Consider the following 24750-nt stretch of genomic DNA (forward strand, 5'->3'; position numbering starts at 1 on the left):
CCGGACCGGTGCCGCAGGACACGTCAACGGGACGCACACCGTCCTGCCCCGCCAGCTACCCGCCCAAAGTGCCGGCTTCGCCGGGCGCCATCAGCGTGGCCTCGGCCAGGACCGCCTCAACGCTCGCCCCCTGCGGGCGAGTCACTGCAGTGAGCCCGGACCGCCCGGCTCATGAACACCTGTATCGGAGGACCCCATGAAGAAGCGCATCCGCGCCGCCACCACGCTGATAGCCGCAGCGCTCGCCGTCGGCGCCCTGGCGGCGTCCCCTGCCTCGGCGTACACCGTGCACAACGTCCGCGACTACGACACCACCATCGAAGGCGGCACCGGAATCCGCTTCCATACGGCGCCGGGCACCAAGACGACAGTCAAGGGGCTGCTGGCCACCGGCGACAAGATCAGGGTGACCGCGACGAACCCCGGCGGGTTCGGGAACTGCACCTGGTACAAGGCCACGCTGAGGGCCAAGTCGCGCAACGGCCTCCGCGCGGGCACCACGGGGTGGGTCAACTGGGCCTACGTGCACAAGGACGTCCCCAAGGGCACCCAGGGCTGCTGATCTGAGGGATCGGGTGTACCCGCTCGGCTCGCCTGCGCGACATTGTGGCGGCGGCCAGCGGGAGCGCGGCCTCCGAGGAGCCTGTAGTGAGGAGAACGCCGGGGCGTGTGCCGTGTCGGGCCGCCCGGTCGCCCCGGCGTGGGCACGCTGACGGTGCGCCGTCTTCCGGCCCGCCGACCGCCGGCCGAATCGGTTGGCGAGGCGACGCCACTGCAGCTTGCCGCCCCCACCGGCCTGGCCGGGACCCCGTGAGGCGGACCGGTGAGGGCAAACGCCGCGCCAGACGCTGGGACTTGCCCCTCGGCGCCGACCGCTGCCGGGGAAGCGGCGTTGAAGCGGACTGGGTGCCCTGTTGGGCTGTGCCACCAGCGGCTCGTCCCCGTGCCGCTGGCCCCGCCATCACGGCTTGCGCCCCTGACGAGCCAGCTGTGTGGGCAGCGCCGCGAGACAACCCGACTTTTCTTGCAGAGGCAGGCAGGCAATGGCCCACGCACAGGTCCGTGACGTCCCCCGCACCACCGCGGCGCCGGGCCCCGCTCCGCAGACATCCCCGCTGCCCACCCCGGCCGAACGGGCGCCCTCGCGCACCCCGCCGACCTTCCAAGACGTGCTGCGCCACCGATATTGCGGCCGCCTGCTGATCGCGTCGGTGACCGGACGGCTCTCGCTGGGCATGGTGCCCGTCGCGCTGATCCTGGCGGCGCAGGCCGACGGCCATTCCCTGGCCAGGGCCAGCCTGCTGGCCGCGCTCTACGGCATCGCCCCGGCACTCGGCCTGCCGCTGCTGGGACGGCTGGCCGACCTGCGCGGCCTGCCCCTGCCCTGCCACTTCGGTGCCGTCCTGGTCGCCACGGCGCTGGGCACTCTGGCTCTGGTGGGTACCTCGAACCTGCTGTTCACCGCCGTGTGCGTCGCTCTGGCCGGAGCCGGATGCCCGCCGCTGGAGGGCGGTCTCCGATCGCTGTGGCCCGCCCTACTGCCCGACGCCGCGCACATACGTACCGCCTACACCCTGGACTCCTCCGCCCAGGAGATCGTCTACGTCACCGGCCCCGCTCTGGCCATTGCGATGGCCACCTGGCTCTCTCCGGCCGCGGCCCTCTTCCTGGCGGCGGTCGTCACCCTGGCCGGTTCCCTCGCCTTCGCCACCGCCCGCCCCGCCCGCACCTGGCGGGCCGAGCCCCGCCGCCGTGACCCGCTCGGCGTGCTGCGTCCGCCCGCGATGCGCCCCCTGCTGGTCTCCCTGGTCTTTCTCGGCGCCACAGTTGGCTCCCTCGACGTCGCCGGGATCGCTGTGGCCGCACGGCAGGACGCGTCCTGGCTCGCGGGCGCGCTGCCCGCGACGTTCTCCGCGGCGGGGCTGCTCGGCGGCATCCTGTTCGCCCGTTTCCAGCCTGCGACCGCCCCGAGACCGCGTCATCTGATGCTGCTGGGCGCCGCGTTCGCGGCCTGCTGGCTCCCTCTGCTCGCCCCGCTGCCGGCCCCCGCGATCCTCCTCCTGTCGATGCTGCCGGGCGCCTTGTTCGTCCCCCTGCTGACCGTGGCCAGCCTGACCGTCACCTCGATCACCCCGCCGGGCACATCGACCGAGGCGGTCGGCTGGATGTCCAGCGCGATCCGCCTCGGCCTGGCAGGCGGCACAGCCCTGGCCGGCCCGCTCGGCGGACACTTCGCCGTCCCGCTGATGGCCGCTGCCCTGTGCGCGCTGCTGCTCTCGGCCCGTGTGGAACCCGTCCCGGCAGCTACTGCGGTGTGAGCCGCAGCAGCCCACAGGCGCCCGCCCCTACCTCCCGGCACGCCGGCCAGATCGCCGTGCCGGGCTTTGGCACATCCAGGCGCCCCGCCGGACCACACCGGGCGCGACGGCCTCGCTCTGCGGCCGCGCCGGGGGCAGCCCGCCGGACGGACCGGGGCTGCGGCGCAGGCGTGGATTTGTCCCGCACCCCAGACCACCGCACCAACTCGTTTCCCATCCAGGGGAATTAGTGGATTTCGTCAGCTTTTGTCTCTGGCGGTGGCGGGCCGCTCCTGTTGAGATCACCCTTGTCCGACCGACGCTTCACCATCTTCTCCGAGGAGCCTTCGATGAATCTGCGCCCGCTCATGTCCCGCCCGTCCACCGCTGTCCGCCCGGGTGAGGACCTCGCCACGCGCCCCTTCGCGCGGCCGTAGCCGCGGCACCGTCCCAACTCGGCGCCCGCCCCGGCCCCTTCACACGGCTCGGGCGGGCGCAGCCGTGACCGGGTACGCCGACGCAGTGACCGGCCTTGCCGCCCGGCTCCTTGGCGGCTCCTCCACTTCCCGGGTCCAGCACGGTGGCTCACAGCCCTCATCGCCGCACGCGCCACCAGGGCCAGGCAGACGCTCCGTGCCCACTGATCGACTCCAGCACCTACGGCCATCCGTAGCTGTAGGACACCGCCGGGCCGGGCCTGTCTGATGATCGGCTGCGTCTCACACGGGGCAACCAGGGCAGTCATTGGTGGGGTGTGGCGAGTAGGCCCGCGCGCAAGTCGCACACTTCGCGGCGCGCCCACGCTGCATATAGGCGTGCAGCTGCCGCTACGGCTAGGCCCCGACTGCGGCCTTGTCATCCACCTCCGCGGCGGACGCCTGCTCCACGTTGCCACCAGCGCCAGAGGCGGTGGCGTCGGCCTCGGTGGGGGCGGCATTCGTTTTGATGCCGGCGGAGTACATCACCGTGTTCCCCTGCTTGGTGCGCTCGCCGCGGGACGTCGCGATCAACCGATCGAGGCTGTTGCGTACGGTCTGCATGGTCGTCGCCCGGTCGGGATGTTCCTCAGCAAGCTGGGTGTGCAGTTCTTTGGTTGTGCGCGGTTCGCCGGGCATCTTGAGCAGCATGGCCAGCATGAGCTCGTGCAGTGGAGGTTTTGCCGGCTCGTTCGCCTTCTCGGGCATTGCCTGGCCCACCGGGTCCTTGGGTGCGGCCTTGACTGCAGGCTTCCTGGCCGTCGTTTTCTTCGCGGCTGCCTTCTTCGACGCAGCCTTGGCTGTCTTCTTGGCGGCGGCCTTGGCTGTCTTCTTGGCGGCGGCCTTGGCCGGGGCGTCCTGTCGGGGCTGCGGAACGGTCGCGGTCGAGTCGCCGCTCTCGTCCTTTGCGGGCGCATCTTCGGCCACCGCGGCGTTGGTTGCACTGGTTGCAGTTGTGGGAACGTCCTTCAGGTGCTGAAGCAACCAAGCTTCGTCGGTCTTGAGTTGCTCCAGCTCCTGTGTGAGTTCGCCCTGCCGAGTGCGGTTGGCCTGGAGGTCGTCGGCCCATTGCTGGGCGTACTTGGTCTGGATGGTGTTCGCGGGCGCGTTGGCCACGGCGGTAACTCCTTGTCCTGGTGTGTTGCTGCGCATGCTACGCACCGCAGTCGGGGGGTAGTTGCTCTCCTGCACGGCGCCCTGCCTGCAGGCACGCTCTGCAGGGGCTCGTTGCGCCCCGTGCGACAGCTGCGCAATAGGCTTGGTGCTGTCGCCGGGGGTGACGGGGGAGGAATGACATGTCCAGCCTGACCAGGGACCACTGGAGCGAGGATGCGGCCTGCCGCAGCAGCGATGAGCCGGACATGCTGTTCGCTGACAGCGCTGGTCAGAACCGGGCCAAGTCGGTCTGCTCGGGGTGCTCTGTGCGGATCGAGTGCCTGGCCGACGCCCTCGACAACCGCGTCGAGTGGGGCGTGTGGGGCGGTATGACCGAGCGGGAGCGCCGGGCCCTGCTCAAGCGACGGCCCAACGTGGTTTCCTGGCAGCGGGTGTTGGTGGAGGGGCTCAGCCTCGATGCCCGGGCCAGGGGCTGAGAGGTCGGGGAGTTGCGAATGATGCCCGGCCCCTCCTGGGATTCTTAAAGAAACTGCAGGTCAGCATGCCCCCGTTCCCAAGCGAGGGGCTGAAGGGGCCGAACCCTCAGAATCTTTGTTTCAGCCTTCGCCCCCGTATGAGGGGCTGAAGGGGCCCAACCTCAACAATCCTCGGACCCGGCCACTGGCGGCCTGCTCAGGGGCTCAAGGGGCCATGATCTGCAAAAAGTGCGGCACGTCAGAACAGTGTGCCGTCCGGTGGGTCGATTGCGGTGGTGTCGCTTGCGGGGCGTCGCCCGCGGGCTCGGTCGGTGAGACGGCCGTATACGCCGGGCAGCACGGTGCGGGGGTCAACCGCCTCGTGAGGGGTGGCGTCCTGGTACTGGCCGTCCGGCTCGCTGCGGTCGTTGTCCTTGACGTAGAAGACGCGCCGCCGGTAGCGGCGTGAGGGTTCGGTGGGCTCGGCGTTCCCGCTGAGTTCTGCGTATCCCACGATCCGGCCGGCCCGCATGGCTCCGCTGGGGCGCCCGGTCCTGTTCCTGGTCTTCTCGAACATCCACCGCACGTAGTCGTACGTGGCCTCGACTACCTCCTGCCCCTCAACCCAGACGATCCCTACCTCCTGGGAGAGGCTCGCCGTCGCGGGGTCGGACATCGGCGTCACTCCTGGGTACGTCGGTTCGTGGCGGGGCGAGGGAACGGGGGCCGAACGAGGGGCTGCCCCGGACCCTGCGTTCTCACCGCCCATGTGAAAGGAAAGCAGCAGGTCAGGGAGGTTCTCAGAAGACATGGAGAGGCTCACAGGGGCTGAAAGGGGCTGGAATCTTAGGTTGTTGAGCTGCGTCTCGGGGATCCCCTCTGGGGGGAGATTCCCTAAAGTCGGCCCCTTTCAGCCCCTGCCGAGGGCGTGTGGGGTGGCCTGACCTGCTGTTTCGTGGTGAGGGGCTGGGCTGGGGCGTCAGCCCCTGCGTGAGTCCCTGGCTGAGCCCCTGTGTCATGAGGTGGTCCTCTCGGTTGTTTCGGAAGCCTCTGTGAGGAGTCCGAGGCCGGGGAAGAACCGGTTGCCGTTGGACTTGGGGAGGGCTTGCCCGGTGCGGATGCTGAGCCGCTGGCGGACGGACTGGGCGAAGGTGCGGGGATTGACCGGCGCGACTTCCTCGGCGCGGCACCAGTCCCGGTAGGCCTCGCCGAGCTGCTTCTGGAAGGCGCGGTGCCCGCTGTCCAGCACGCAGCACTCTTTGAGGAAGCGGCCGACCGAGTCCTCGGTCTCCTCGTAGTCCTGGGTGGCCAGGCGCACGCCCTGCGGGCCGTCCAGGCGCAGGTCGTTGCCGTTGAAGTACTGCACCGCCCCGTCGATCAGCCACTGCAGGATGCCCGGGCCTTCCCCGGCGACGAGGCGCGCCCCGAGGTTGTCCACCACGCGTTCGCTGGGCACGATCCGGTCGAACTCGATGATCCGCATCCGGCGCCAGAAGCCGTAGCCGCCGGCCTGAACCGTGGGGCGGTGGTTGCCGACCAGCCACAGCTTGTGCGTGGGCTCGAACGAGTAGAAGTTTTCGTACATGCGACGGGCCTTGATTCTGTCGCCACCGGTGAGGAGCTTGAACTTGGCCTCGTCGAAGCGGGACTCCTGGTTGATCTCCGAGCACACCACCAGGCGCCGCCCCTGCAGGTCGGCCAGCTCGGTGGGGTGGTCAGCGTAGGGGGAGGCCATCAGGAAGTTCGGGGGCGCCGAGTCCGCGTACTCACCCAGCAGGGACAGCAGGACATCCACGAGGACGGACTTGCCGTTCTGCCCCTGGCCGTGCAGGAAGGCGAGTACCTGGGCTCCCTGGTCGCCGGAGACGGAATAGCCGCACAGCAGCTTCAGATAGGCCTTCATCTCCTGCCCGGCCGCATCGTCACCGAAGGTGTCGGAGAGGAACCGGTCCCACATCGGCGTCGGCATGACCCGGGGCGTGACGGACGTGGCGTGGGTGTGCCCCTGCTCCGGCGTAGCCGGGACCATCCCGCCCGTGCGCAGGTTGACCACGCCTCCGGGCGTGCACAGGGCGTACGGATCGGAGTCCAGATCCTCGGGCTGCAGCGTCAGTTCCGGCAGAGTCTCGGCCACCTTGACCAGCGAAGCGGCTCCTCCGTTGAGGATCCGCCGGCGGTACTTCGCCAGGTCGCTGTCGGAGTGGCGCAGGTTCTCATCGGTGCGCGGGTCCCTGCGCGGCATGCTGGATGCCAACTGCAACGCGGAGTAGCGGATCGCGGTGGTGTTGGCATCCGGCACCCACCGGTACTCCGCCCACCGGTACCAGCCCATCGAGTGAACGTACCGGTAGTGCTCGCCGTACACCCGCTGGAACAGGTGAGCCATGTCCCAGTCGTTCAGTTCGTCCGGCAGCAGCACCACAGGCCGCGCGGGACCCGTCGCCGCCTCACCTGCACGCGGCGCGCCCAGGAGCGGATCGTTGGGCGCTCGGCTGGTCGGAACGGCCGAGCTGGCGCTTGTGTAGCTCATAACTCAGCGGTCTTTCGTCGGGTTCAGGGGGCGACGCTGCCCAGCGACCAGTCCTTGCCGGATGATCCTGTGCGCCTCGCGTTCTCGCTGCGGGCGAGCCAGCACGGCCGCGTCCACCAACGCGCGGTGCGCGTCGGCGTCGCTTGCCACCAGACCGGCAGCGACAAGACCTCCCATGGTGAAGGCGGCCCTGTTCAACTTGGTGCTCCAGCCGCTGCCGTCCGGCACCTGCGCGCAGTCGGTGACCTGCGCCAGGGCGGTGGCAGCAACAGCGCTGGCCCACGCGGAGTCTGCCTGCGGCGCGGCGATCTGCCGGGCCAGGTTGGGCACCGAGGCCGGCCGCGGCCGGGGAGCCGCACGCAGCAGATGACCGGTGCGCTCCAGCGCACCGGCAAGCCACGGCGGCAGCAGCGCCGCACTGCGTACCTCTCCTACGGCCCGGTACAGGCCGGACTGGGTCCGCGTCCCCGGCGCCACGATGTAGCCGCCCTGAGCCCGCACATCCAGCTGCCAGCCCAAAGACCGCCCAGTGTGATCACCGCCCGCCGAGCTCGCCCAGCAGGTCCCCCGCGGGGCGGTGAACCACAGATGCCGACCGCCGCTGGGCGTGGCAACCGTCAGCGTGGGCACATCGCCAGTGCTCGGGCCGCCGGCCAGCCGGGCAAGGAGCTGCCAGGTGTCCAGGCCGGTGCGAACCGACTGCGCGTCCTGCTCCGACACCACGAGCCCAGGAAGCACCCGCTCGGCCGGGCCCGGCTGCGTGGAGTGACAGTCGACATCGATCACCACGAGCCCGGCCGAGCCCGTGGCGACGCCGACGCCCGGAACGGGCCGCTCGCTCCACCACTGATCGACCCGCTCCGGGTTGCAGGTCGCTGCGTAAAAGCCGTGACACCAACGGCCGCGCGCGATGCACGGACAGGTCGAGGCCGCATGGTCGACGTACTGCCCACTGCTGCGGCGGCACCGTGCACATCCAGGACGGGGGGTCTTGTGGCCGGGCTGCAACGGGAACACGGGCCAGCCGCGCCGCGCGAACCAGGAGGCCACCGAGGCAGAGTTACTCTCCACCGGACCCTGCCTCCCCCCGGTGTGAAACCGCCGGAGACAGAACCGCCGAGCGACGGGCCCGGTCCTCGGGAGCAAGACGGTCAGCTGGCCAGCGCGGGGAAGTCGTCAACACCCACACCGCCTTCCTCTACCACGACCTTCTGCATCGTCGTGGCCCACCGGCCCAGCGGCATCAACACCAGCGGCTCAGGAGCATCCACGTCCTGGTGCAGCCAGTCGGCCACGGCCTCCAGAGCATGCTGCACCTCCACACGGCTGCCATCGACCACCAGCGTCGTCCGTGCCTCGACACTGCCGCATTCCAGCAACTCGCGCGCCAGCGCCATCGCCTGCCGGTCACGGGCCAGCGCCTCCTGCGTGCGCACCCCAGACTTCGCCCGGCGGTTCGTCGACCGCGTCGCGCTGAGCGCGTTCGCGCACAGCGCCAACACGGCATCCACCGCACGCAGTTCATCGGCGGGCGGCATCAGCCCGATCCGATTCAGATTGCGCAGCGTCTGGGTGCCGACGCCAGCCTGCGCCGCGACCCACCGCTGAGACCGCGGGCGCAACAGCACAGTCAAGTCCGGAGTCACAACAGTCCTTGCTAGTCGAGCAGCCGTCCGCACACGAACGGACAGAGTGGAGATCGGGCCGGCGCTTCGAAGGTGAGTGACCCTCTACCGCCTCAAGCTGCGCGCTACTTAACTGCACGAAGGAACGCCAGGTCAAACAACACGCCGCAGATGAACACACAAGTCTGCCACGGGTCAGATCTGCGCAGATCACAGCCCTGCCATGCGATGCGAACAGCCCTGCGACGGGACGCCGGAACTCCCCGTCGCACCCGCCTCATGGCGCGAGAGGCCGGTAGACCCTCACCCGCAGATTGCGGACAACGCGACCACTCTGGGGCAGGCGCTCCTGCTCAGCCCCACCGCTTCGGCAGCCCTGCGGCGGTCAGCGCCCCTCGGCAGACGCGAGAGCCAGGTCAGCCGGATGCCTGGGGAATGCAGCACGCTCATGCCCGGATGTCGTCGATGCTCATGTCGCCGCGAAGGCGCAGATAGCGGACCGGATGGCGGTAACGCCCGCCATCGACGGCCGTGTCTGCCGCGATCTCAGCGACGAGCTCGGGCACCACACTCCGGAAGACGAGCGGCGTCGAGGAACCCCAGCCGGCACTGAAGCTACGCCCGTGCCAAGGGTGTTCGGGACCGGCGGGCCGCAGCACCTCACGCAGCTCGACGGCTGCGGCCCTGGACAAGGGCGTGGTCCGTCCGACCATGCGCAGATGGCCCGCCGCATCGAAGCGGCCGAGCAACAGACTCCTGGGGGAGTCGGGGGTGCCGGTGACAGCGCCGATGACAGCCTCCGTCGTCGTGCGGGTGCGCAGTTTGTCCCAACCGCGCGCTCCGGGCCGGTACCGGGAGGACGGGTCTTTGATCACGACGCCTTCGATCCCGACCGCTCCCCACGCCTCATCCAGCCAGCCCCTGGCAACCTCTGGATCGTCCGTCTGAGGGCACAGCGCCCACGGCGCACTCAAGCGCCGGTCGGCGAACAACTCCTCGAGCACGGCCCGACGCCGATACAGCGGCTCCTGCAGCAGAACCGTCCCCTCCAGCTCCAGCAGATCGAACACGACCAGATGCGCGGGCTGCTGCACGGCCGCGCGACGCGCCGTGGCGCCCCGCCGACGGGCCCGCTGCTGCAGCGCAGCGAAGTCGAGCCGCCCCGCACTGCTGACCACCAGCTCGGCATCGAGGACCGCCTCCACGCCGAGCTCGGCGGCCGCCCGCGCGATCTCCGGGAACGCACCGGCCAGGTCCGCGCCCCGCCGGGACTGCAGGTACGGGACCGGCCGGGCGAAGACGACAACCCGGAAGCCGTCTGCCTTCTGCTCGAACACAGCCCGGCGCCCGCCCGCGGCGGGCAAGGCGGTCACCGAGCGGGCCAGCATCGGCTCCACAGGAGGGGACAGGTGCACCCCTCCACCCCTACGCCATCGCGGCCCGGACCGCCTGGCGGATCATCCGGCCACAAATGCAGACGCTGCCTCCCGCCAGGCGCAACGTCCTGCACCGTTCGACCCGGGGCCGCCCCGCCGTGCCGACACTGACCGGGCAGCCAGCGCTGCTACGCGTCGAAGAGTTCGGCTGGGGGAGGCCGCCGTGGAGGACGTCGAGGCAACCGACATCACGGTCATGCGTGAGCGAGGGGCACTGCCTGCGTTCATGAGGTCGCGGATCATCCGGCCCCGCACGGCATCCACCGCAGCGCAGCGTCGGCGGCCGGCCGGCCCGCACGCCAGCGGCTTCTACAACGACCACTGATCACGGCGAACGGAGGGACCACATGGAGACCAGCGTGCTCAAGTACCCGCGGATCTCGGAGGTCGTCGACTCACTCGTGGCCGCCGGGGGAGGACGCGTCACCTACGACACCGGCTGCGGCGGCCGGGAGATGCTCATCGCAGCCAGCGCGCGACTGGCGGTCGAGACCAACACCCCGCTGACGATCGTGGAGGGCCGCATCCTCCACTCCGAAGTGCGCGCCTTTGTAAGCGAGTTGCAGCCGGACATCCGCTGCGCGGTCATCTCCGCCGAGGAGGCGGCTTGGCAGCCGGCCGGGAGCATCACCGGCGTCCTGGCCGTGCACGCGGACGTCCTGCGCTATGCGGACGTCCGCGAGCCGCTGCTCGCCATGGCGCGCAGCGCCGACCACCTCGTCGTAGCCCGCCACGACTACAGCGACACCACCCTCGACTCCCTCGCCGCCCCCGGGCTCGAACTGCGGTACGGCGACCTGATGCCAACCGTCCCCCAGAACTCCGGGCCGCGGTACGCGCCAACCGTCCCCCAGAACTCCAGCCCGCGCCCTGAGGTGTTCGAACGCCGAGAGACCGCCCTCCGGTCCGGCGCCATCCCCGAGGACGCACCTGCCGACCGCCGCTGGATCTCGCCCTCCGGCGAAGCACGCATGCACAGGGTCACCCGGCAGCTCGACCAGGCGTCCGAACAGGACGGACCGGAACGATCGGATCCGGACGAGGTCAGTCGACGTGCCGAGCAGGTCCGAGCACAGCAGCGACAGCGAGCCGCCGACTACCCCGCACCACCCGAATCAGACCCTGGCCGTCCGGCTCCCCAAGCGCACGAGCAGGCCGTCGTGCACCAGCAAAACCGCCCCCAGGGCCCCGGCCTCTCCTAGCCTCTTGTGCAGAGCCGGAACAGTGCGACGCGTGCCCGCACCGCTAGCCAGCCCACGTCGCGGAGAGAGGCCCACATGAACGATGCACTCAGCGATCCCGAGGCGGCCCAGCTCGTCGACTCACTGGTGGCCTCCGGGGGAGGCGTCCTCTCCTACGGCCTCGGAGCCGGCGGTCGGGAGATCGCTGTAGCTGCGGGAGCGCTACTGGCCACCGACACTGGAACACAGCTGATGGTGGTCGACTCTCGCCTCCTTCGGCACCAGATCCGGGCCACCGTCACCGCGTCGCACCCAGACCTCACCTGGGCGTTCATGTCTATCGGGGAGGCGATTCAGTACCCCGAGCGCAACATCGGCGGCGTGCTGGTCATCACTGCCGACCTCACTGTCGACCGCCTGCGCAATCCCGGCATACTCGAGGCGCTTCGCGCGAGGGCAGACACAGCCGACCGCGTCATCGTGGCCAGCCGTCACGTCGACGAACCCGTACTCAACGCCTTCGCCAGCCAACACGCTCGCTTCGTCCTCAGCCCTGGTGTCCCGGCGTCACCCGTCTCGTATCAGCCCAGGCACCACGCCATGGCACGTGGGGCAGACGAGACCGAGACCGTCCGCCCCAGCGCCGCCCCCTCACACGTTCAATTCCCACCACCCAGCATCGAGATCGACTTGTGGGCTGGCGTCCGGCGCAAGCAGCAGTTCATCCGGCAACTCAGCCCGGCGGAGGCCCCGGCACAGGACCCGGTGAGCTACGAGGACCTGGGCAGCGTGATGGACAGCGTGGACCCCGATGAGCTGCGCGCCAGGGCCGAGCAGGTCCGTGCACGGCAGCGACAGCGAGCCGCCGACTACCCCGCACCACCCGAACCAGACCCTGGCCGTCCGGCTCCCCAAGCGCACGAGCAGGCCGTCGGGTACCAGCAAAACCGCCCCCCGGGCCCCGGCCGTGCTTAGAACACCACTCAGGAGGAACCCGCGATGCTCAACCGGAAGAGAGGGCGTGAGGCCGTACTGCTGGCGGCGCTGCGCGAATCGGCCCTGCGCTCCATCTGGCGCCTCCACCAGGAAAACTCGACGCGCACTGGCGGGTCACACCGGACCACGCCCAGGTACTACTCGTCCTCAAAGGCATGCAGCCGAACAGATTTGACCTGGCTGTGCGCTTCGGCGCCCAGGAGCCGGATGAGAAGAACTTCTTCCTCGGGCTGGCCCGTCATGAGGAGACCACGGGCCCAGTGAGCCTGTCGATCTACCCGGACCAGGAGGACGTCGTCCGAGCAGCCACCGCACTGCAAGCAGGGGACGAGGGGCTGTTTTCGAGCCTGGGGATCGGCGTTGAAGCCGAGATGCTGTGCCGACCGCTCAACCGGCTGGCCCGCCAGCCGAGGTGACACTCGTCTGGTGCGCTGAGAACGCCGCTGACCGAGCAGCGGGCCCAGAAACCGACCTGCGCGCCGAGTTACTCCGCCAGGGGCACACGCGCGACCAGCAGCACACGGCGACGGGGCTACCAGGAGCGCTGCGACTGTCTTGGCGGGCTGACGTGCGGTTGGGTCCGCTGCGCGTCGAGTTCCCGTGTGGCGGGCGGATGGTGCGCAGCGGCCGCACGCTTTTGGCTGGCTGCCCTCAGCCGGCGCGCCAGGGCAGCGACGTCGGCCTCACGGCCCGCGAGCGGGTCGGCCGCCTTGCGAGAGCTCTGACCGGGCCGGAGGTTGCCGACCTCATCGAACCGCGCCGTGTACCGCACACTGGCACCGTGCCAGCGCGCGGGCGCGATTGCCGCGCCCACGGGCTCCGTGAAAGAGGCGCGGTGAGTGGTCCAAGGGGCGGCCGATGACCGCCAGACCATGCCCGTCAACTCGACTTCGATGCCCGGTGAGTCGGTGTATCTCAGCCAGCTCGACTTGACCGTGTGCGCGGGCACCTGCTGCCCGTCGGCCAGCCGAACCTGGAACGAAACGTGCGTCTCCAGCGCGGCACTGCGGTCGATGGCCTGGTCGTGGGCGGCGTCCTCCAGTGCGGCCCGCTGCGTGGTGTTCCACTCTGCGTCGGCTGGAAGGCTGCCGTGCCCGATGTGATCCAGCACGAGCTCTGCTCGCTCGCCGCCGTCACGCTGAGGGTTGTGCACCACGGCGTGCAGCCGCGGCGGCAGGACCAGCCGCAGCCCGCCGTGCAACTCCTGCTGTTCAGGGTCCGGCCCCTGGGCGGGCGCTTCGCGAAAGGAGGCCCTCCACAGCAGGGCCTCCTCCTCCAGCCGTTCCCCGGACCGGTATTCGGCTGCGCTGTGCCCATCCAGGCCGTAGTACCTGTTCTGGTAGGCGTTCTTGGCGCGCTGCGCCGCCACCTGCACGGCGTCAAAGTACTGGGCCCACTCGCCGAAGGGGCGGTTGTGGATATTGCGCTCCGGCGCGGGGTCGGCATACCGGTCCCACCAGGCTGCTCCCTCAGAGGTCCGGCGGCCGTGGTCGACCCAGGCCGAAGGATGCGCCGCATACAAGGCATCCATCATCACCGGGGCGAGATTGCGGCGCTCGAAAGCAGGCTCGACCTCGAGCATCCACACCGACAGAGCCTGCCCGTCGGGATGCACCACGAAGTCGATCCTTCCCGCGTGCTGGCCCCCGGCCGTGGCGAGCAGACGACGGGGCGTCCACGCGCCGCCATGGCTGACCTTCCAGTCGGTCAGCCACAGCCCGACACCCGCCTCGTCGTCGAGCCATGCCTCCGCCCCCGCCATGGTCGACTATCCGCGACCGGCGGGCAGTCCGACCGCCGACACAACGCGGCTGCTCGCACCCCGTACTCCGGGAAGAGCCGATACGGCCGCGCTCACTGCTGCTTCCACCTGCTGTACGGCCTCCGGACTCGGCAGTCCCGGTATGGCATCCGGCCCGACCTCAAGCACGGCCTGGACCGCGACCGAGGCGCTTTGCCCCTTGGCCACCGGTGCGGGGGAGGGGTGGCTCACCAGCTGGGCGGTGCACGAGACCTCACCGCCTCGCGCGGGCTGAACGATGGGGCCGAAGATGACCTCGCACGTCCCGGTCAGCGTTTGCATCAAGCGCGCCACCTCCTCGGCCGGCCCGGTCAACTGCACCTGCGTGAAAGCCGGCCCCGGCGCGGAGTTGCGATCCATGACGTCTCCCTGTGTTCTGGCGGACGGGCATCCGTTTCCGTTCGAGCTTGGCGAAGCTGCTGAAACGGCTCGTTGTGCAGTATCAACCAACCCAGCCCGCCCCTCGGATGCTGACGTGCAGCTGCCGTCCTGAACAGCCGCCGTCAGCGTTGCGCCCGTGTTGCGGGACATGGCGGGTGAAAGCAAGTCTCCACCTCCCGCTGAGCGGAACGATCAAAGGCCAAGCAGCCAGCGATGGTTCTGCTTCGGGTGTCCTGTCGTGCATGACGTCACCGCACCGTGGCCGCCGGACTGCCGGCCTTGGAATCCGCGAGTACGCCGGAGGGCAGGCGCTCGACTTTCTCGCGTGCGAGTGGGCTGGCCTGACCGAGCGGGACGCTGCGGTGACTGCGTACCAAGATCCGGCCTGGCTGCTGGGATGGGCACGACAACTGCCGCACCAGCCGGTGGTCTTGGCCGTCCTGGAGGGGGCACGCCCCATCTCCGCTCTGGCCCTGGTCCGAGAGACCGCCCCCACGGGCCGCACGTGCATCACTCCCTTGTCCTGGCCCGCTTGCGAACAGGTCCGGCCCGTAGGGGAGAGCGAGGAGGCAGCCAGCATCCTCATCCACCGTCTGCCCGAACTCGCGGACAACGTCGTGGTCGCCGACCTACCGGAAGGATCTCCTCTGGACCGGCAGGCGCACAGATGGTGGGGCAGACCGGACACCGAGGCCCTCTACGCCACCATTCCGCTGCCCGTGGACCTGACAGGCCTGTCACGGTCGACGAGGCGTGACCAGGTGAGGCGTCAACGGGCCGTGCGAGCGCTGGGCGGCCGCGTTGCCTACCACCGCACCAGCACCGGACCAGAGCTCCTCGCCGCCTACGAGGTACTGGAAGACCTGCACCGGCGACGCAACGCCCTGCGGCTGCCCACCACCGGCCGGACCGCTGACCTTGGACTGCCCTGGAGGCATGTCCTCGAGGAATGCTCCAGCATGGCGTTCATCGCCACGCTGACCTTGGACGGTCAAGCCGTCGCCGCCCAGCTGTGCCTGCGCCGCGCGGGCCGCGCGTACTCAGTCCTCACAGCGATGGACCCCGCACACCGTGATCTGGCGCCGGGGCATGCGCTATTGCAGCTCCTGTCCGAAGACCTGGCAGAAGAGGGGTACACGGCCCTGGACCTCGGCCGTACGACAGCAGAGGCGGGGCAGCGCTCCTACAAGGCCGCCTACGGCGCCACATGGACCACCCTCCGCACCTACACCGCTCCGGCAGCAGACGGCCCGCACCGCAGCACAGGGCGCGCACCGCAGTTCGCCGACGACCTGGCTCTGCCTGCGGCGGGAGTGCACCTGTCCGATCCAGTGCCGGCCTCCTAGCGGTCCGGCGTTTGAGCGGGACCGCCATCGAACGGCGCCCGGCAGCCTGAAACTTCACCGCCCACCGGGCGGCACCCCGCCGCCGGGACAAGGGGAGAGAGCGCGTGCCCAACACTGACCGCCTGTACGCCCTGTCCAGCACCTACAACAACCCCTGGTGGCCGCACGATCCCGGTCCCGGACTGCTGATCAACGACGCGGTCGTAGCGATGCGATGGTTCCTGACCCACGAGCGGGAGGAAAACCTCGCCGTGGCCGGACACGTCAGCGCTGACGAGGGTGCCACGTGGCAGCCACTGCACCCGCGCGAGCTGCTGGCCGATGCCGAGCGCGCCCTGGTGAGCGCGGTACCGGACCCCGGTGAGGAGACTCGCCGCACAGCTGCCCTGCTACGGGACGCGATGGCAGCCGAAGCTGCCGACTGGCTCGATCACCGGCTGCGCTACGTCGAGCCGGACGACCCCTTCCCGTACCGCACCGAAACACCCGGGCCGTCCTCGTGGCGGCGCGCTGGTCAGATCTGGGCCCTCACCCTGGGCACCGTTCCGCACGACCTGGTCCTTGCCCACCTCACCCCCCAGCACGCCGCCCCGAATCCCGAAGGGCACGGCCTGCTGCGCACGGGCGCTCTCGAGATGCTGGAGGTACTCGCTCTGGCCGACGAACCCGCCAGCGCGGCACCCGCCGAACTTCTGGGCGCCCTGGCCCACCTGAACCGGCTGACCTTCGTCGAGCTCGGCCAGCTCCGCGCCCTCGCCCAGGACGCGGAGGAAAGCATCATCGGCCACCTGATCACCCGCCTCCCGGAGACCGCTTCCGTGGCCGAGGCTCATCCCGACCCGCAGCACCCCGCGCACCAGGCGGCCCGCGCCTACCTGCACCGCCTGTCCCTCATAGGCGCGGACGGGGAGGAGCGTCTGCTCGCCGACGCAGCCCATGCCCTCACCGAGCAACTCGCCGTTGCCGAGGCCGCGCAACCGCCGCCTGCCCCCGACACCGCGACGGAGGAGAGCGTGGCGGCCGCGATTCCCGGCTACCCCAAGCGCCTGCCGGACGACCTGCAGGCCGCCGCCCAGTGGAGGCTCCTGTCACCCGCGGCCCGACGCTCGGCCGAGCGGACTATGGAGCACCTGGTCCAGGCCGCCGCTGCCCTCACGCAGGCCGCAGCAGCAGCCGACCCGCACCGGTTTTCCTCCGCAGGGGAGGAGCAGGCCCTGCGTGCCTACAGCCAGGTCCGCGGAGAACTGGACGAACTCACGGCGCGTCACGCGCTGCTGATGCACGCGAGTGTTCTGGCCGACGCAGAGGAGGCCGCTGTCCCAGCCGGCCGCGCCGCCGTCATCGCCGCCGGGGAGGCCACCGAGGCGCAGCACGCCCGACCCCGCACGGCCGGTGAGTTGATGGCGGAGCAGGAAGCGTTCATGGCGCACGTCAACGCCGAGGAGGGACACATCGCGCAAACCCTCGACACGCAGCGCGCGCTGACCCGAGACGCGTTGCGCCGGAACTTCCCCCAGGCCGTCACCCGCACCGGCCTGCACACGGTGCGCACGCAGCTGATCGAGCACTCCGGTCTCGGTCTTGAGGACTACAACGGAACCTACCGCGCGCTCAGAGCTGCCCAACTCAGGCTGGAGAGCATGGAAGCCAGCTATCGCAGTGGCACCGTGGAGTTCGGCCGCCCATCGGTGACTGCCGAGCAGGTCGACCAGGCCCGCGGGACTGTGCAGAAGGCAGACGCCCGCTTCACCGAGGTGCAGCACAGCCGCCCGCTGACACTGCGCGCGGTCAAAGCACTGAGCAGCGCGGCGGCCCTGGAGCCGGCCCCGTCTGATTCCGCTGCCGTACGCGCCGCCCGGCTCGCGGCTCAGTCCCGCGAGCGGACCCGTCCGGCCGCGCAAACGGCGCCACACAAGGGCTCCACGGCCGACCAGCAGCAGACCCGGGATCTCCAAGCGCCGCAGACCGGGAGCGGCGTCCGCCTGTCCTGAACTGCTGGCGCGCGACGGCCGTCATCCTGTCTCCTCGGCGTCCTCACCGGCGGTTAACGGTGAAGCCGCTCTTGTGGAGTGCTTCCGTCCAGACATCGCGGTCGAACCACTTGGTGGTGACTCTCACGGCAACGTCCGCGCGGCTTCTCATCGTGATGTCGAATGGAGCAGGGGTTGGCCAGCCCTTGTTCGGCAGGTGGATGAGACAGCGTCGGGTCCCTTGTGAGATTGCCCAGTACAACGGAGCGAGAGTCAGCAGCTGACACACTGCGTCACGAATCAGACACTTCACCTTCACGAGTCCCACACAACGGCGCATCATGCCCCCACAGCGCCAACGCCCCGGGGGAACCATGCACTTCAAGAGAAGCCACATCATCCTTGCCGCGCTCGTCATCGCCGCCGGCGTGGCCGTCGCGATCTGGCTGGTGGTCCGGCCCTCGTACGACGACATCGTGAAGGGCTGCCAGCAGGAGATCGATTCGTCCTCGACGAAGACCCATCGGCCCGACGCTTGCGAGGACGTGAACCAGAAGGACTACGACACGCTCCTCACGGCCTGGATCCTTCAGCACACGTTCGACGACATGCCGAAGAAGGATCGCGACATCCTCGACTACTACGACGACGGTTCGATCAACGGCAGCCTCGACTGACGGTTGAACCTGCACGGCCCCGCTCGGAGTTCCGGGCGGGGCCGTCGTCATGCGGTGGGGCTCAGGCGTCGGGCCGGGCCCGGTCCGCCGTACGCGTGGGCAAGCCCGTGGTCTCGCACTCCATGCAGATGAAGCCGAGCGGCGGCGCGCCCTGGCAGTTCCCACACTCCGCAGGCGGCTCGATCAACTGCCCCACCTCCATGCCGAACACCGCGGCGAGGGCCAATAGGTCGTCGACATCGACGCGCCGTTCGCCGGCCTCCAGCCGGCCCAACTCGACGGTGTGGATGTGGCGGCCCTGTCTGGCCAGGCGTTCGGAGAGTTCAGCGTACGAGTAGCGGAGCTCCTCGCGTAGGCGCCGCACGTTGAGCCGCACATTGCGGCCAGCGGGGCCGAGCGGGTACGCCGCTGCCTCGCTCACGTGGTCGGCTCCTCGCTCGGGCGCACCGGGCCCACGTGTGGGACCAGACCCGGGAACGGGCGGCCGATGGGCCGGACTTGCTCCCTCGGCTCCAGTGGTGGCCGCGATTCGGGGGTGAGCGTGAAGTGTTCGGCGTCCAGGTACAGCGCGTCGACGGCGTTCGGCTGTTCGCTCATGCGTCCCTCTCCTCGCTGCTCTTCACCAGGCGTCGAAGGGTACTCGCGAGTCCATCCGGTGATGCGGACCACAGCGGCCTGCGCCCCACGTTCGTCGGTCTGCTGGAGGAAGGTAACGGCCTCGGCTTGTAGGTCGGCGCGCGCTACGTCGAGCGCGCTGCCCGCGTTCATGCGGTCCCGCTGCCGTGCGGGCGAGCGCCGGGTGGCGGCAACTTGGGCCGGTAGGAGGCGTGGACGTCTGCCACGGCATTCCGCCACGTCGCCTGTGCGGCCGGCCCGTCACCTGTCCCGTGCGGATGCCGGTAGTGCGGGTGCGGCGTCCCGCTGTTGGTAGTGACCAGGGCGGCCAGCGGCTGGGCGGAGCGTGACCGGGCAGATGCGGCCTCAAGAGCCAGGCGCTGTTGCTCCTCGCTCAGCTCGTGCAGTCCTTTGACCTGCGCGCACAGCCGGTCCCAGGGGATCGTCGCGCCGAGCCGGGCGGCGTGCTCGAGGACATCGCGCGCCGCGTCCGCGACGGCGTCGATGCCGGTGGGGACAGCGGCCGGGGTGGGCACGCGCCGCGGGACGTCGCGCTTGGGCTGCCCTGGGGATGCAGGGCGTGCGGGGGTGGTCTCCGCTGGGGCTGAAGGAGGCTGGGAGACCTGCACGGCAGGCACCGCCGGCGGTGCAGCAGGTGCCGCAGCCACCGGCTTGGTGCGCGCCTTCCACGCGGTGATCTGTTTCCGCTGTGTGCGGGTCAGCCAGGGCTCGGCCACACGGGCCTTGTCCTGCAGCTGGGTCACCAGACGCTGCTGCTCACCGGGACGCAGGTGAGCGCGACGGCGGTCGAGGGTGTCCAGGAGGTCGGCGACTGCCTCGGCCGCCTGCCCCGCGCGGCTTTTCCCCAGGCGCTGTGTGCGGACGACGCGGCCACGCCGTGATGGGGGAGCAGGCGGGGCGCTGACGCCCACACCACGTTCCCTGCGCAGGAGCAGGTCGGCGGCGCGGCGCAGCAGAGCGTTCTCCTCGGCGCTTGCCCCGCCGCAGGTGGCGGTCTCGGCGCGAGTGAGGCAGTGGCGCAGTTCGCTGCTGGTGTGCTCGCCCTCGACGGCCTTGCACAGGGCGCTGAACGCCTGCTGTCGGTCGTCCGGGGCCTGGGGCGCGGCCACCGGCGGGCCCACGGCGGGCTGGGCCGCTGCAGTGCGCTGGGGGAAGACCCCGAGGGGGCGGCTGCTGCTGCGCAGGCGGCGGACCTCCTCGACTGCGGGCGTGGACAGTCCCCACGGCGTGAGGCGACAGGCGTCCAGGCTGACCCACTCGGTGTGACCGTGCAGTTGGGTGCCGATCATGACGCGGCGCCCGCTGTCGTCGGTGTCGCAGCGGATGCGCAGTACGTAGCCGTAGAGGGTCAGTTGGTGCGGATCGTGCGCGACGTGCGGGCCGAGAATGAGTTGCGTGCCGTCGGCGGGCGCGCTCAGTACGGCGTCCTGGTCCAGAAGCACCCTCAAGCAACCGTGGTGACCGCCCGGCTCGAACACGACCTCGCCGCCCAGCCGTTCGGCGTCCTGGGGCAGGCGCGCGCTGGCGCCGATGCCCTGGTCGCCCAGCCACGCGAGGATCTGGCGCTTGATGTAGAGGTGATCGGCGCCGGAAACGCCCACTGACGCCCTGCGGCATGTCATTCGCCCAGGCCCGGGGACGTGCGCAAAATGCGGGACGCGGGTCGTGTACATCTTGATCGTCAGACGGCCCTTGCACCCGCCCAGCCACTGCCCGCACCAGAACGTGCTCTCCGCGTGGGCTTGCCGGAACAGGCCCGCCTGCTTGGCCTGCATGGGCAGCAGGACGGGTATCTCCGATTCCGCGCTACCCATCACCGCGGTCTGCACCAGGCGCTGGTCGTGGGGCACGCCGCCTCCCGTACCGGTTTGGCTCGTAGCCGTCATTGTCCTTCCCCGTCCTTCCCCAGGCGGTGACCGCGGAAGCCAGGACGCAGACATAACGATCGCGCCCGCCGGATGATCCCGCCGCGCGGGAGCTCCATGCAGGACGCCAACGCAGCAGACGGGACACGGACCGCCACCAGGCGCTCGGTGCCAGGCGGACCTGATTGCCTCACAACGGCCCGCACGGCAGGAACCGGGTCACCCGCCGACGCAGACGCACCTGGATGAAGTCGAGGCGGGCATCCGCACGCACTCCAGGAGGCAGACCTATGAGCGTCGCGAGCGCCACCCCACCCCTGACGGGCAGGGCGCTGTGAGGCGGCCGCGGATCGTCGTCACGGGACTGGGATCCCTCACGCCGCTCGGCGCGGACATGCCCTCCACCTGGGATGCCCTGCTGGCGGGGGCCTCGGGGATCACCAAGCTCGACACACCGTGGGCACCACAGGTTCCTGTCGGGATCGCCGGAGTAGTCCATCACGATGTCGAGGCGGCCATCGGCCACGTCCGCGCGCGCCGCCTCGACCGCTCCCAGCAGCTCGCAGTGCTGGCCGCACGCGAGGCATGGGCAGATGCCGGACTCGGTGACGCGGGTGTCGACCCCGAGCGGGTCGCGGTCGCCGTCGGCTCCGGCATAGGCGGCGCCCAGACCCTCCTGGACCAGCACGATCTTCTGGGCCACACAGGGGCGAGCAAGATCTCGCCCTACACCGTGCCGCGGCTGATGCCCAACGGGGCGGCCGCCGCGGTCAGCCTCGACCTGAAAGCGCGGGCAGGCGCGCACGCCCCGACAAGCGCCTGCGCCTCGGGCGCCGAAGCGCTGTGGCTGGCCGCACTGTTGCTGCAAACGGGCCGGGCCGACGTCGTCATCGCCGGCGGGACGGATGCCTGCATCGCTCCTGTCGCACTCGCCGGTTTCGCCCGGATCGGCGCCCTGTCCCGCAGCGAGGTCCCCGAAGAGGCATGCCGCCCCTTCGACCGGCACCGCGATGGGTTCGTGATGAGCGAAGGGGCCGCCGTGCTGGTCCTGGAGCGCGAAGAGGACGCCCTGGCCCGCCGCGCCCGCTGCTACGCCGTCCTGGCCGGGACCGCGGTCACCTCGGACGCCCATCACATCACCACCCCCGCACCGCAGGGCCAGGTGCGCGCCCTGCGCCAAGTGCTCGCCGACGCCCACCTGGTCCCCTCCGACATCGAGCACGTCAACGCGCACGCCACCGGCACCCCTGCCGGGGACGCCGTCGAGGCCACCGTCCTGGCCGAGGTACTGCCGCACCGGCCGAGCGTCACCGCGACGAAGGCATCCACCGGCCATCTGCTGGGCGCGGTCGGCGCACTCGAGGCCGCGTTCACCGCCCTGACCCTGTACACCGGCACCGTCCCGGCCATCCGCACCCTCACCGAACCCGGCGACGGCATCGACCTCGACCTCGTCCACGGCAGGCCGCGACAGCAGACGCCGGGCGTCGGGCTCTCCACCTCGTTTGGCTTCGGCGGCCACAACGCCCTGATCGTGATGACCCGCCCCTGACCCTGCCCCCCATGTCCCGCTGGGAGTTGACCCATGCATCTGGATGTCGCCCGAGAACTCGAGCCCGCCGTCGCCGCCGCCCTCGACCGCCACTACCGACTCGCTGACATCGACTGGTCCCCGGCCGAGTACGTGCCCTGGGACGAAGGCGTCGACTTCGTCGAGAAGCCGTGGGAGGCGCACCAGTCGTCGTTCAGCCCCGAGGTGCGCGCCGCGCTTCACATGGCCCTGGCCACCGAGGACGACCTGCCCGCCTACCGCTCCAGCATCGACCGGCACTTCGGGCAGGACGGCCCGTGGGGGGAGTGGGTGCGCCGCTGGACCGCGGAAGAGGACCGGCACAGCCGCAGCCTGTGGGCGTTTTTGTGCGCGACCCGGGGCGCCGACCCGGCAGTGATGCAGTCCGACACCATGGCCACTATCCAGGCCGGCTACCGCGACGAGCACAAGAGCGTCCTGGACATGTGCGTGTACGTCACGATCCAGGAGCTGGCCACGCGCGAGTCCCACGCCCGCACCGGCCGCGCCGCCGGGGACTCCGACCAGATGGCGCTGCGGCTGCTCAAGCGGATCGCCCTCGACGAGAACCGGCACATGCTGTTCTACCGCGCCTTGGTCGACGCGGCCCTGGAGATCGACCCCTCCACCGCCATCACCGCGATCAGCCGCGAGATCCGCACCTTCTCGATGCCGGGCGAGCACACCGTGCCCGCCTACAAGCGCCGCGCCGCACTCATCGCCAAAGCCCAGATCTACAACCTCGACGTCCACCACCTACGGGTGATCAAACCGCTGGTGAGCCACTGGCGGGTCTTCGAACACACCGGCCTGGACGCGACCGCCGAGGCCGAGCGCGATCTGCTCGCCGAGTACCTGACCATGCTCGAGCGGGCCGCCGCTCGCGAGCAGGAGGTCATCGAACGCGCCAACGCCCGTCAGATGGCGGCCTCGTGCTGACCATGGCGGCCACCGCCGCCGTGCTCCTCACTGCCGTCGTGGCCCTGCAGATATGGGCGGCCGAGCGCCGCATCCTGCGCACCAACCGCGGCCGCGGCCGCGGCATCATCGCCCGCAGCGGCCGTTTCCAGCCCACCCCACAACCCCAGACCGGGACCGGGATCGGGAGCGGGCCGGAGTCGCTCGTCCTGGGCATCATGGGCGACTCCCTCGCCGCCGGCCTGGGGGCCACCAGCGCCGCCGCCACCCCTTCCAGCCTGCTGGGCCAGGCCCTCGCCGACTCCTCCTCGCGCCCGGTCCGTGTCATCAACGTCTCCCGCGTCGGCAGCGGAGCGCGCGACCTGGCGAGCCAGAGCCAGCGGCTGATGAAGGCCATGGAGCCAACCGGCCACGCCCCGGAACTGGTTGTGGTGGTCACCGGCGCCAACGACATACCGGCGCCTATCGGCCTCGCGACCTCAGCCCGGACCCTGAGCGAGACCGTGGCCGCCCTGACACGCTGCGGCGCACACGTCGTCGTCGCCACCTGCCCCGCACTCGGAACGGTCACCGCGCTACCCCGCCCGGCACGGACCCTCCTGCACGCAGCCAGCCTGCGCCTGGCCCGTCTCCAGCACGAGCACGCCCTGCGCTCCGGCGCCAGCGTGGTCGTCCTGCACCGCGAGGTCAGTCCCGCCGTCGCCGCAGACCCCACCTTGCTGGCTGCCGACGGCTTCCACCCGGGAGACCGCGGCTACGCGCTGGCCTGCAGCAAGATCCTGACCGCCCTCGCCGCCCACGCCCCCGAACCGTCACACAACCCCGACAGCGACCTGCGCCCTGTCTCCGCCAGCCAACCAAGCTGACTGCGCTCGGTGCCGACCACCCCGTGCGTGACGGCGTGGTCTCCCAGTAGCCCGACCGCTCTCACTCACGCACGCTGCCCGGCAGCCAACTGAGGTTCAGTAGCCCTCCGCCCAACCCCCCTCGGTGGCCGTCACGGTGTCGGTACGTTGGGCGGGCTCACAAGGGAGGCCAGGTATGACGGAGGGCGACACCGAGGCGGCTCGCGTAGCGGCGGCCGTACAGCGAAGTGTCCGGGCGCGGCGACAGTGGGAGGTCGAGACAGCCATCGACGCGCTGCTGTCAAACCCCGAGATACGCCGACTGCGGTCGGAGATCGAGCACGAGGAACGACAAGCCGGCCACGAACTGGCGCCCTCGTTCCAGGGCTTGCGGGACCAGTACGACACGGCCGTGCAAACCGGTGACGTCGACGTCCTCAGCCGGATCTGTCCCGGCAAACACGGACGGTGGGGGCGAGTTTGCCTGTTGCCGTCCGGACATGAGGCGACGGAGCTGCACTGGGGGATCACCGCCGAGGGCTGGCCAATCGCGTGGTTGGGCAGCGCCCCGGACGACGTCTGACCCCTGCACCTCCTGAGTGCCGTGAATGGGCGTCGCCCCACCGCGG

General features: G+C 70.4%; 25 protein-coding genes. 14 read left to right on the forward strand and 11 right to left on the reverse strand.

Translation table 11 applies throughout. The features are described 5' to 3' along the window. Positions 1-196: 196 nt before the first annotated feature. Both ACWFR4_RS41025 and ACWFR4_RS41030 read left to right on the forward strand, forming a co-directional pair. Complete coding sequence (locus ACWFR4_RS41025; RefSeq protein ID WP_453656666.1) at positions 197-562, forward strand: SH3 domain-containing protein; 366 nt, start codon at positions 197-199, stop codon at positions 560-562. Between the two features lie 481 nt (positions 563-1043). Further along, complete coding sequence (locus tag ACWFR4_RS41030; RefSeq protein ID WP_453656667.1) at positions 1044-2318, forward strand: MFS transporter; 1275 nt, start codon at positions 1044-1046, stop codon at positions 2316-2318. Between the two features lie 812 nt (positions 2319-3130). On the opposite strand, the gene ACWFR4_RS41035 is transcribed toward ACWFR4_RS41030, so the two are convergent. Then, positions 3131-3889, reverse strand: coding sequence for a hypothetical protein (locus ACWFR4_RS41035; RefSeq protein ID WP_453656668.1), 759 nt, complete (start codon positions 3887-3889; stop codon positions 3131-3133). Positions 3890-4068: 179 nt separating this feature from the next. On the opposite strand from ACWFR4_RS41035, the gene ACWFR4_RS41040 reads away from it, so the two are divergent. Continuing rightward, positions 4069-4365, forward strand: coding sequence for a WhiB family transcriptional regulator (locus tag ACWFR4_RS41040; protein ID WP_453656669.1), 297 nt, complete (start codon positions 4069-4071; stop codon positions 4363-4365). Positions 4366-4603: 238 nt separating this feature from the next. Here the strand turns inward: ACWFR4_RS41040 and ACWFR4_RS41045 are convergent, their stop codons facing one another. The 5 genes from ACWFR4_RS41045 to ACWFR4_RS41065 all read right to left on the reverse strand — a co-directional run bounded on the left by ACWFR4_RS41045 (position 4604) and on the right by ACWFR4_RS41065 (position 9887). Beyond that, complete coding sequence (locus ACWFR4_RS41045; protein ID WP_453656670.1) at positions 4604-5020, reverse strand: DUF6009 family protein; 417 nt, start codon at positions 5018-5020, stop codon at positions 4604-4606. Between the two features lie 339 nt (positions 5021-5359). After that, the gene (locus tag ACWFR4_RS41050; RefSeq protein ID WP_453656671.1) at positions 5360-6874 is read right to left on the reverse strand and encodes a DNA primase family protein; all 1515 of its coding nucleotides are present in this window, start codon (positions 6872-6874) and stop codon (positions 5360-5362) included. Positions 6875-6877: 3 nt separating this feature from the next. After that, the gene (locus tag ACWFR4_RS41055) at positions 6878-7924 is read right to left on the reverse strand and encodes a bifunctional DNA primase/polymerase (RefSeq protein WP_453656672.1); all 1047 of its coding nucleotides are present in this window, start codon (positions 7922-7924) and stop codon (positions 6878-6880) included. A 101-nt stretch (positions 7925-8025) separates the two neighbouring features. Next, positions 8026-8508, reverse strand: a complete 483-nt coding sequence (locus ACWFR4_RS41060; protein WP_453656673.1) for a hypothetical protein — start codon at positions 8506-8508, stop codon at positions 8026-8028. Positions 8509-8945: 437 nt separating this feature from the next. Next, positions 8946-9887: an ATP-dependent DNA ligase gene (locus ACWFR4_RS41065; RefSeq protein ID WP_453656674.1), complete on the reverse strand. Its 942-nt coding sequence runs from the start codon at positions 9885-9887 to the stop codon at positions 8946-8948. A gap of 211 nt (positions 9888-10098) precedes the next feature. Here ACWFR4_RS41065 and ACWFR4_RS41070 point away from each other — a divergent pair, with 211 nt between their 5' ends. The 4 genes from ACWFR4_RS41070 to ACWFR4_RS41085 all read left to right on the forward strand — a co-directional run bounded on the left by ACWFR4_RS41070 (position 10099) and on the right by ACWFR4_RS41085 (position 12528). Continuing rightward, positions 10099-10260: a hypothetical protein gene (locus ACWFR4_RS41070; protein ID WP_453656675.1), complete on the forward strand. Its 162-nt coding sequence runs from the start codon at positions 10099-10101 to the stop codon at positions 10258-10260. Between the two features lie 22 nt (positions 10261-10282). Continuing rightward, positions 10283-11137: a hypothetical protein gene (locus ACWFR4_RS41075; protein WP_453656676.1), complete on the forward strand. Its 855-nt coding sequence runs from the start codon at positions 10283-10285 to the stop codon at positions 11135-11137. Positions 11138-11212: 75 nt separating this feature from the next. Next, complete coding sequence (locus ACWFR4_RS41080; protein ID WP_453656677.1) at positions 11213-12091, forward strand: hypothetical protein; 879 nt, start codon at positions 11213-11215, stop codon at positions 12089-12091. 176 nt (positions 12092-12267) lie between these two features. Then, positions 12268-12528 (forward strand): hypothetical protein, encoded by a 261-nt coding sequence (locus ACWFR4_RS41085; RefSeq protein WP_453656678.1) that lies wholly within the window; start codon positions 12268-12270, stop codon positions 12526-12528. Between the two features lie 116 nt (positions 12529-12644). Here the strand turns inward: ACWFR4_RS41085 and ACWFR4_RS41090 are convergent, their stop codons facing one another. Both ACWFR4_RS41090 and ACWFR4_RS41095 read right to left on the reverse strand, forming a co-directional pair. Then, positions 12645-13874, reverse strand: a complete 1230-nt coding sequence (locus ACWFR4_RS41090) for a hypothetical protein (protein WP_453656679.1) — start codon at positions 13872-13874, stop codon at positions 12645-12647. Positions 13875-13880: 6 nt separating this feature from the next. Next, the gene (locus ACWFR4_RS41095) at positions 13881-14273 is read right to left on the reverse strand and encodes a hypothetical protein (protein ID WP_453656680.1); all 393 of its coding nucleotides are present in this window, start codon (positions 14271-14273) and stop codon (positions 13881-13883) included. A gap of 263 nt (positions 14274-14536) precedes the next feature. Here ACWFR4_RS41095 and ACWFR4_RS41100 point away from each other — a divergent pair, with 263 nt between their 5' ends. The 3 genes from ACWFR4_RS41100 (at position 14537) to ACWFR4_RS41110 (ending at position 18287) form a co-directional block, all read left to right on the forward strand. Further along, positions 14537-15640 (forward strand): GNAT family N-acetyltransferase, encoded by a 1104-nt coding sequence (locus tag ACWFR4_RS41100; protein ID WP_453656681.1) that lies wholly within the window; start codon positions 14537-14539, stop codon positions 15638-15640. 104 nt (positions 15641-15744) lie between these two features. Then, positions 15745-17631, forward strand: a complete 1887-nt coding sequence (locus ACWFR4_RS41105; RefSeq protein ID WP_453656682.1) for a hypothetical protein — start codon at positions 15745-15747, stop codon at positions 17629-17631. A 353-nt stretch (positions 17632-17984) separates the two neighbouring features. After that, positions 17985-18287: a hypothetical protein gene (locus ACWFR4_RS41110; RefSeq protein WP_453656683.1), complete on the forward strand. Its 303-nt coding sequence runs from the start codon at positions 17985-17987 to the stop codon at positions 18285-18287. A 61-nt stretch (positions 18288-18348) separates the two neighbouring features. Here the strand turns inward: ACWFR4_RS41110 and ACWFR4_RS41115 are convergent, their stop codons facing one another. From ACWFR4_RS41115 to ACWFR4_RS41125, 3 genes are all read right to left on the reverse strand, one after another. Then, complete coding sequence (locus ACWFR4_RS41115; protein ID WP_453656684.1) at positions 18349-18708, reverse strand: helix-turn-helix domain-containing protein; 360 nt, start codon at positions 18706-18708, stop codon at positions 18349-18351. After that, positions 18705-18884 carry a hypothetical protein gene (locus ACWFR4_RS41120; protein ID WP_453656685.1) on the reverse strand — a complete coding sequence of 60 codons (180 nt, stop codon included), beginning with the start codon at positions 18882-18884 and terminating at the stop codon, positions 18705-18707. Before ACWFR4_RS41120 ends, ACWFR4_RS41115 begins: the two co-directional genes overlap by 4 nt. Positions 18885-19051: 167 nt before the next feature. After that, a complete protein-coding gene (locus ACWFR4_RS41125) occupies positions 19052-20773 on the reverse strand; it encodes a hypothetical protein (protein ID WP_453656686.1) in 1722 nt (573 codons plus the stop codon). Positions 20774-21122: 349 nt separating this feature from the next. Here ACWFR4_RS41125 and ACWFR4_RS41130 point away from each other — a divergent pair, with 349 nt between their 5' ends. The 4 genes from ACWFR4_RS41130 to ACWFR4_RS41145 all read left to right on the forward strand — a co-directional run bounded on the left by ACWFR4_RS41130 (position 21123) and on the right by ACWFR4_RS41145 (position 24704). Next, a complete protein-coding gene (locus ACWFR4_RS41130; protein WP_453656687.1) occupies positions 21123-22340 on the forward strand; it encodes a beta-ketoacyl-[acyl-carrier-protein] synthase family protein in 1218 nt (405 codons plus the stop codon). Between the two features lie 33 nt (positions 22341-22373). Further along, entirely contained in the window at positions 22374-23297 is a 924-nt protein-coding gene (locus tag ACWFR4_RS41135) for an acyl-ACP desaturase (RefSeq protein ID WP_453656688.1), read from the forward strand. Between the two features lie 2 nt (positions 23298-23299). Continuing rightward, positions 23300-24142 carry an SGNH/GDSL hydrolase family protein gene (locus ACWFR4_RS41140; protein WP_453656701.1) on the forward strand — a complete coding sequence of 281 codons (843 nt, stop codon included), beginning with the start codon at positions 23300-23302 and terminating at the stop codon, positions 24140-24142. Positions 24143-24317: 175 nt separating this feature from the next. Next, entirely contained in the window at positions 24318-24704 is a 387-nt protein-coding gene (locus tag ACWFR4_RS41145) for a hypothetical protein (RefSeq protein WP_453656689.1), read from the forward strand. Positions 24705-24750 lie beyond the last annotated feature (46 nt).

It is taken from the genome of Streptomyces sp. NPDC055140, from assembly GCF_053607285.1.

Excerpts from the sequence above, each read along its gene's own strand:
- ACWFR4_RS41090 (WP_453656679.1), bottom strand. The coding sequence starts at position 13,874 with ATGGCGGGGGCGGAGGCATGGCTCGACGACGAGGCGGGTGTCGGGCTG.
- ACWFR4_RS41100 (WP_453656681.1), top strand. The coding sequence starts at position 14,537 with ATGACGTCACCGCACCGTGGCCGCCGGACTGCCGGCCTTGGAATCCGC.
- ACWFR4_RS41120 (WP_453656685.1), bottom strand. The coding sequence starts at position 18,884 with ATGAGCGAACAGCCGAACGCCGTCGACGCGCTGTACCTGGACGCCGAA.
- ACWFR4_RS41135 (WP_453656688.1), top strand. The coding sequence starts at position 22,374 with ATGCATCTGGATGTCGCCCGAGAACTCGAGCCCGCCGTCGCCGCCGCC.
- ACWFR4_RS41045 (WP_453656670.1), bottom strand. The coding sequence starts at position 5,020 with ATGTCCGACCCCGCGACGGCGAGCCTCTCCCAGGAGGTAGGGATCGTC.
- ACWFR4_RS41080 (WP_453656677.1), top strand. The coding sequence starts at position 11,213 with ATGAACGATGCACTCAGCGATCCCGAGGCGGCCCAGCTCGTCGACTCA.
- ACWFR4_RS41145 (WP_453656689.1), top strand. The coding sequence starts at position 24,318 with ATGACGGAGGGCGACACCGAGGCGGCTCGCGTAGCGGCGGCCGTACAG.
- ACWFR4_RS41140 (WP_453656701.1), top strand. The coding sequence starts at position 23,300 with ATGGCGGCCACCGCCGCCGTGCTCCTCACTGCCGTCGTGGCCCTGCAG.
- ACWFR4_RS41030 (WP_453656667.1), top strand. The coding sequence starts at position 1,044 with ATGGCCCACGCACAGGTCCGTGACGTCCCCCGCACCACCGCGGCGCCG.
- ACWFR4_RS41110 (WP_453656683.1), top strand. The coding sequence starts at position 17,985 with ATGCACTTCAAGAGAAGCCACATCATCCTTGCCGCGCTCGTCATCGCC.
- ACWFR4_RS41050 (WP_453656671.1), bottom strand. The coding sequence starts at position 6,874 with ATGAGCTACACAAGCGCCAGCTCGGCCGTTCCGACCAGCCGAGCGCCC.
- ACWFR4_RS41065 (WP_453656674.1), bottom strand. The coding sequence starts at position 9,887 with ATGCTGGCCCGCTCGGTGACCGCCTTGCCCGCCGCGGGCGGGCGCCGG.
- ACWFR4_RS41075 (WP_453656676.1), top strand. The coding sequence starts at position 10,283 with ATGGAGACCAGCGTGCTCAAGTACCCGCGGATCTCGGAGGTCGTCGAC.
- ACWFR4_RS41040 (WP_453656669.1), top strand. The coding sequence starts at position 4,069 with ATGTCCAGCCTGACCAGGGACCACTGGAGCGAGGATGCGGCCTGCCGC.
- ACWFR4_RS41085 (WP_453656678.1), top strand. The coding sequence starts at position 12,268 with ATGCAGCCGAACAGATTTGACCTGGCTGTGCGCTTCGGCGCCCAGGAG.
- ACWFR4_RS41095 (WP_453656680.1), bottom strand. The coding sequence starts at position 14,273 with ATGGATCGCAACTCCGCGCCGGGGCCGGCTTTCACGCAGGTGCAGTTG.
- ACWFR4_RS41025 (WP_453656666.1), top strand. The coding sequence starts at position 197 with ATGAAGAAGCGCATCCGCGCCGCCACCACGCTGATAGCCGCAGCGCTC.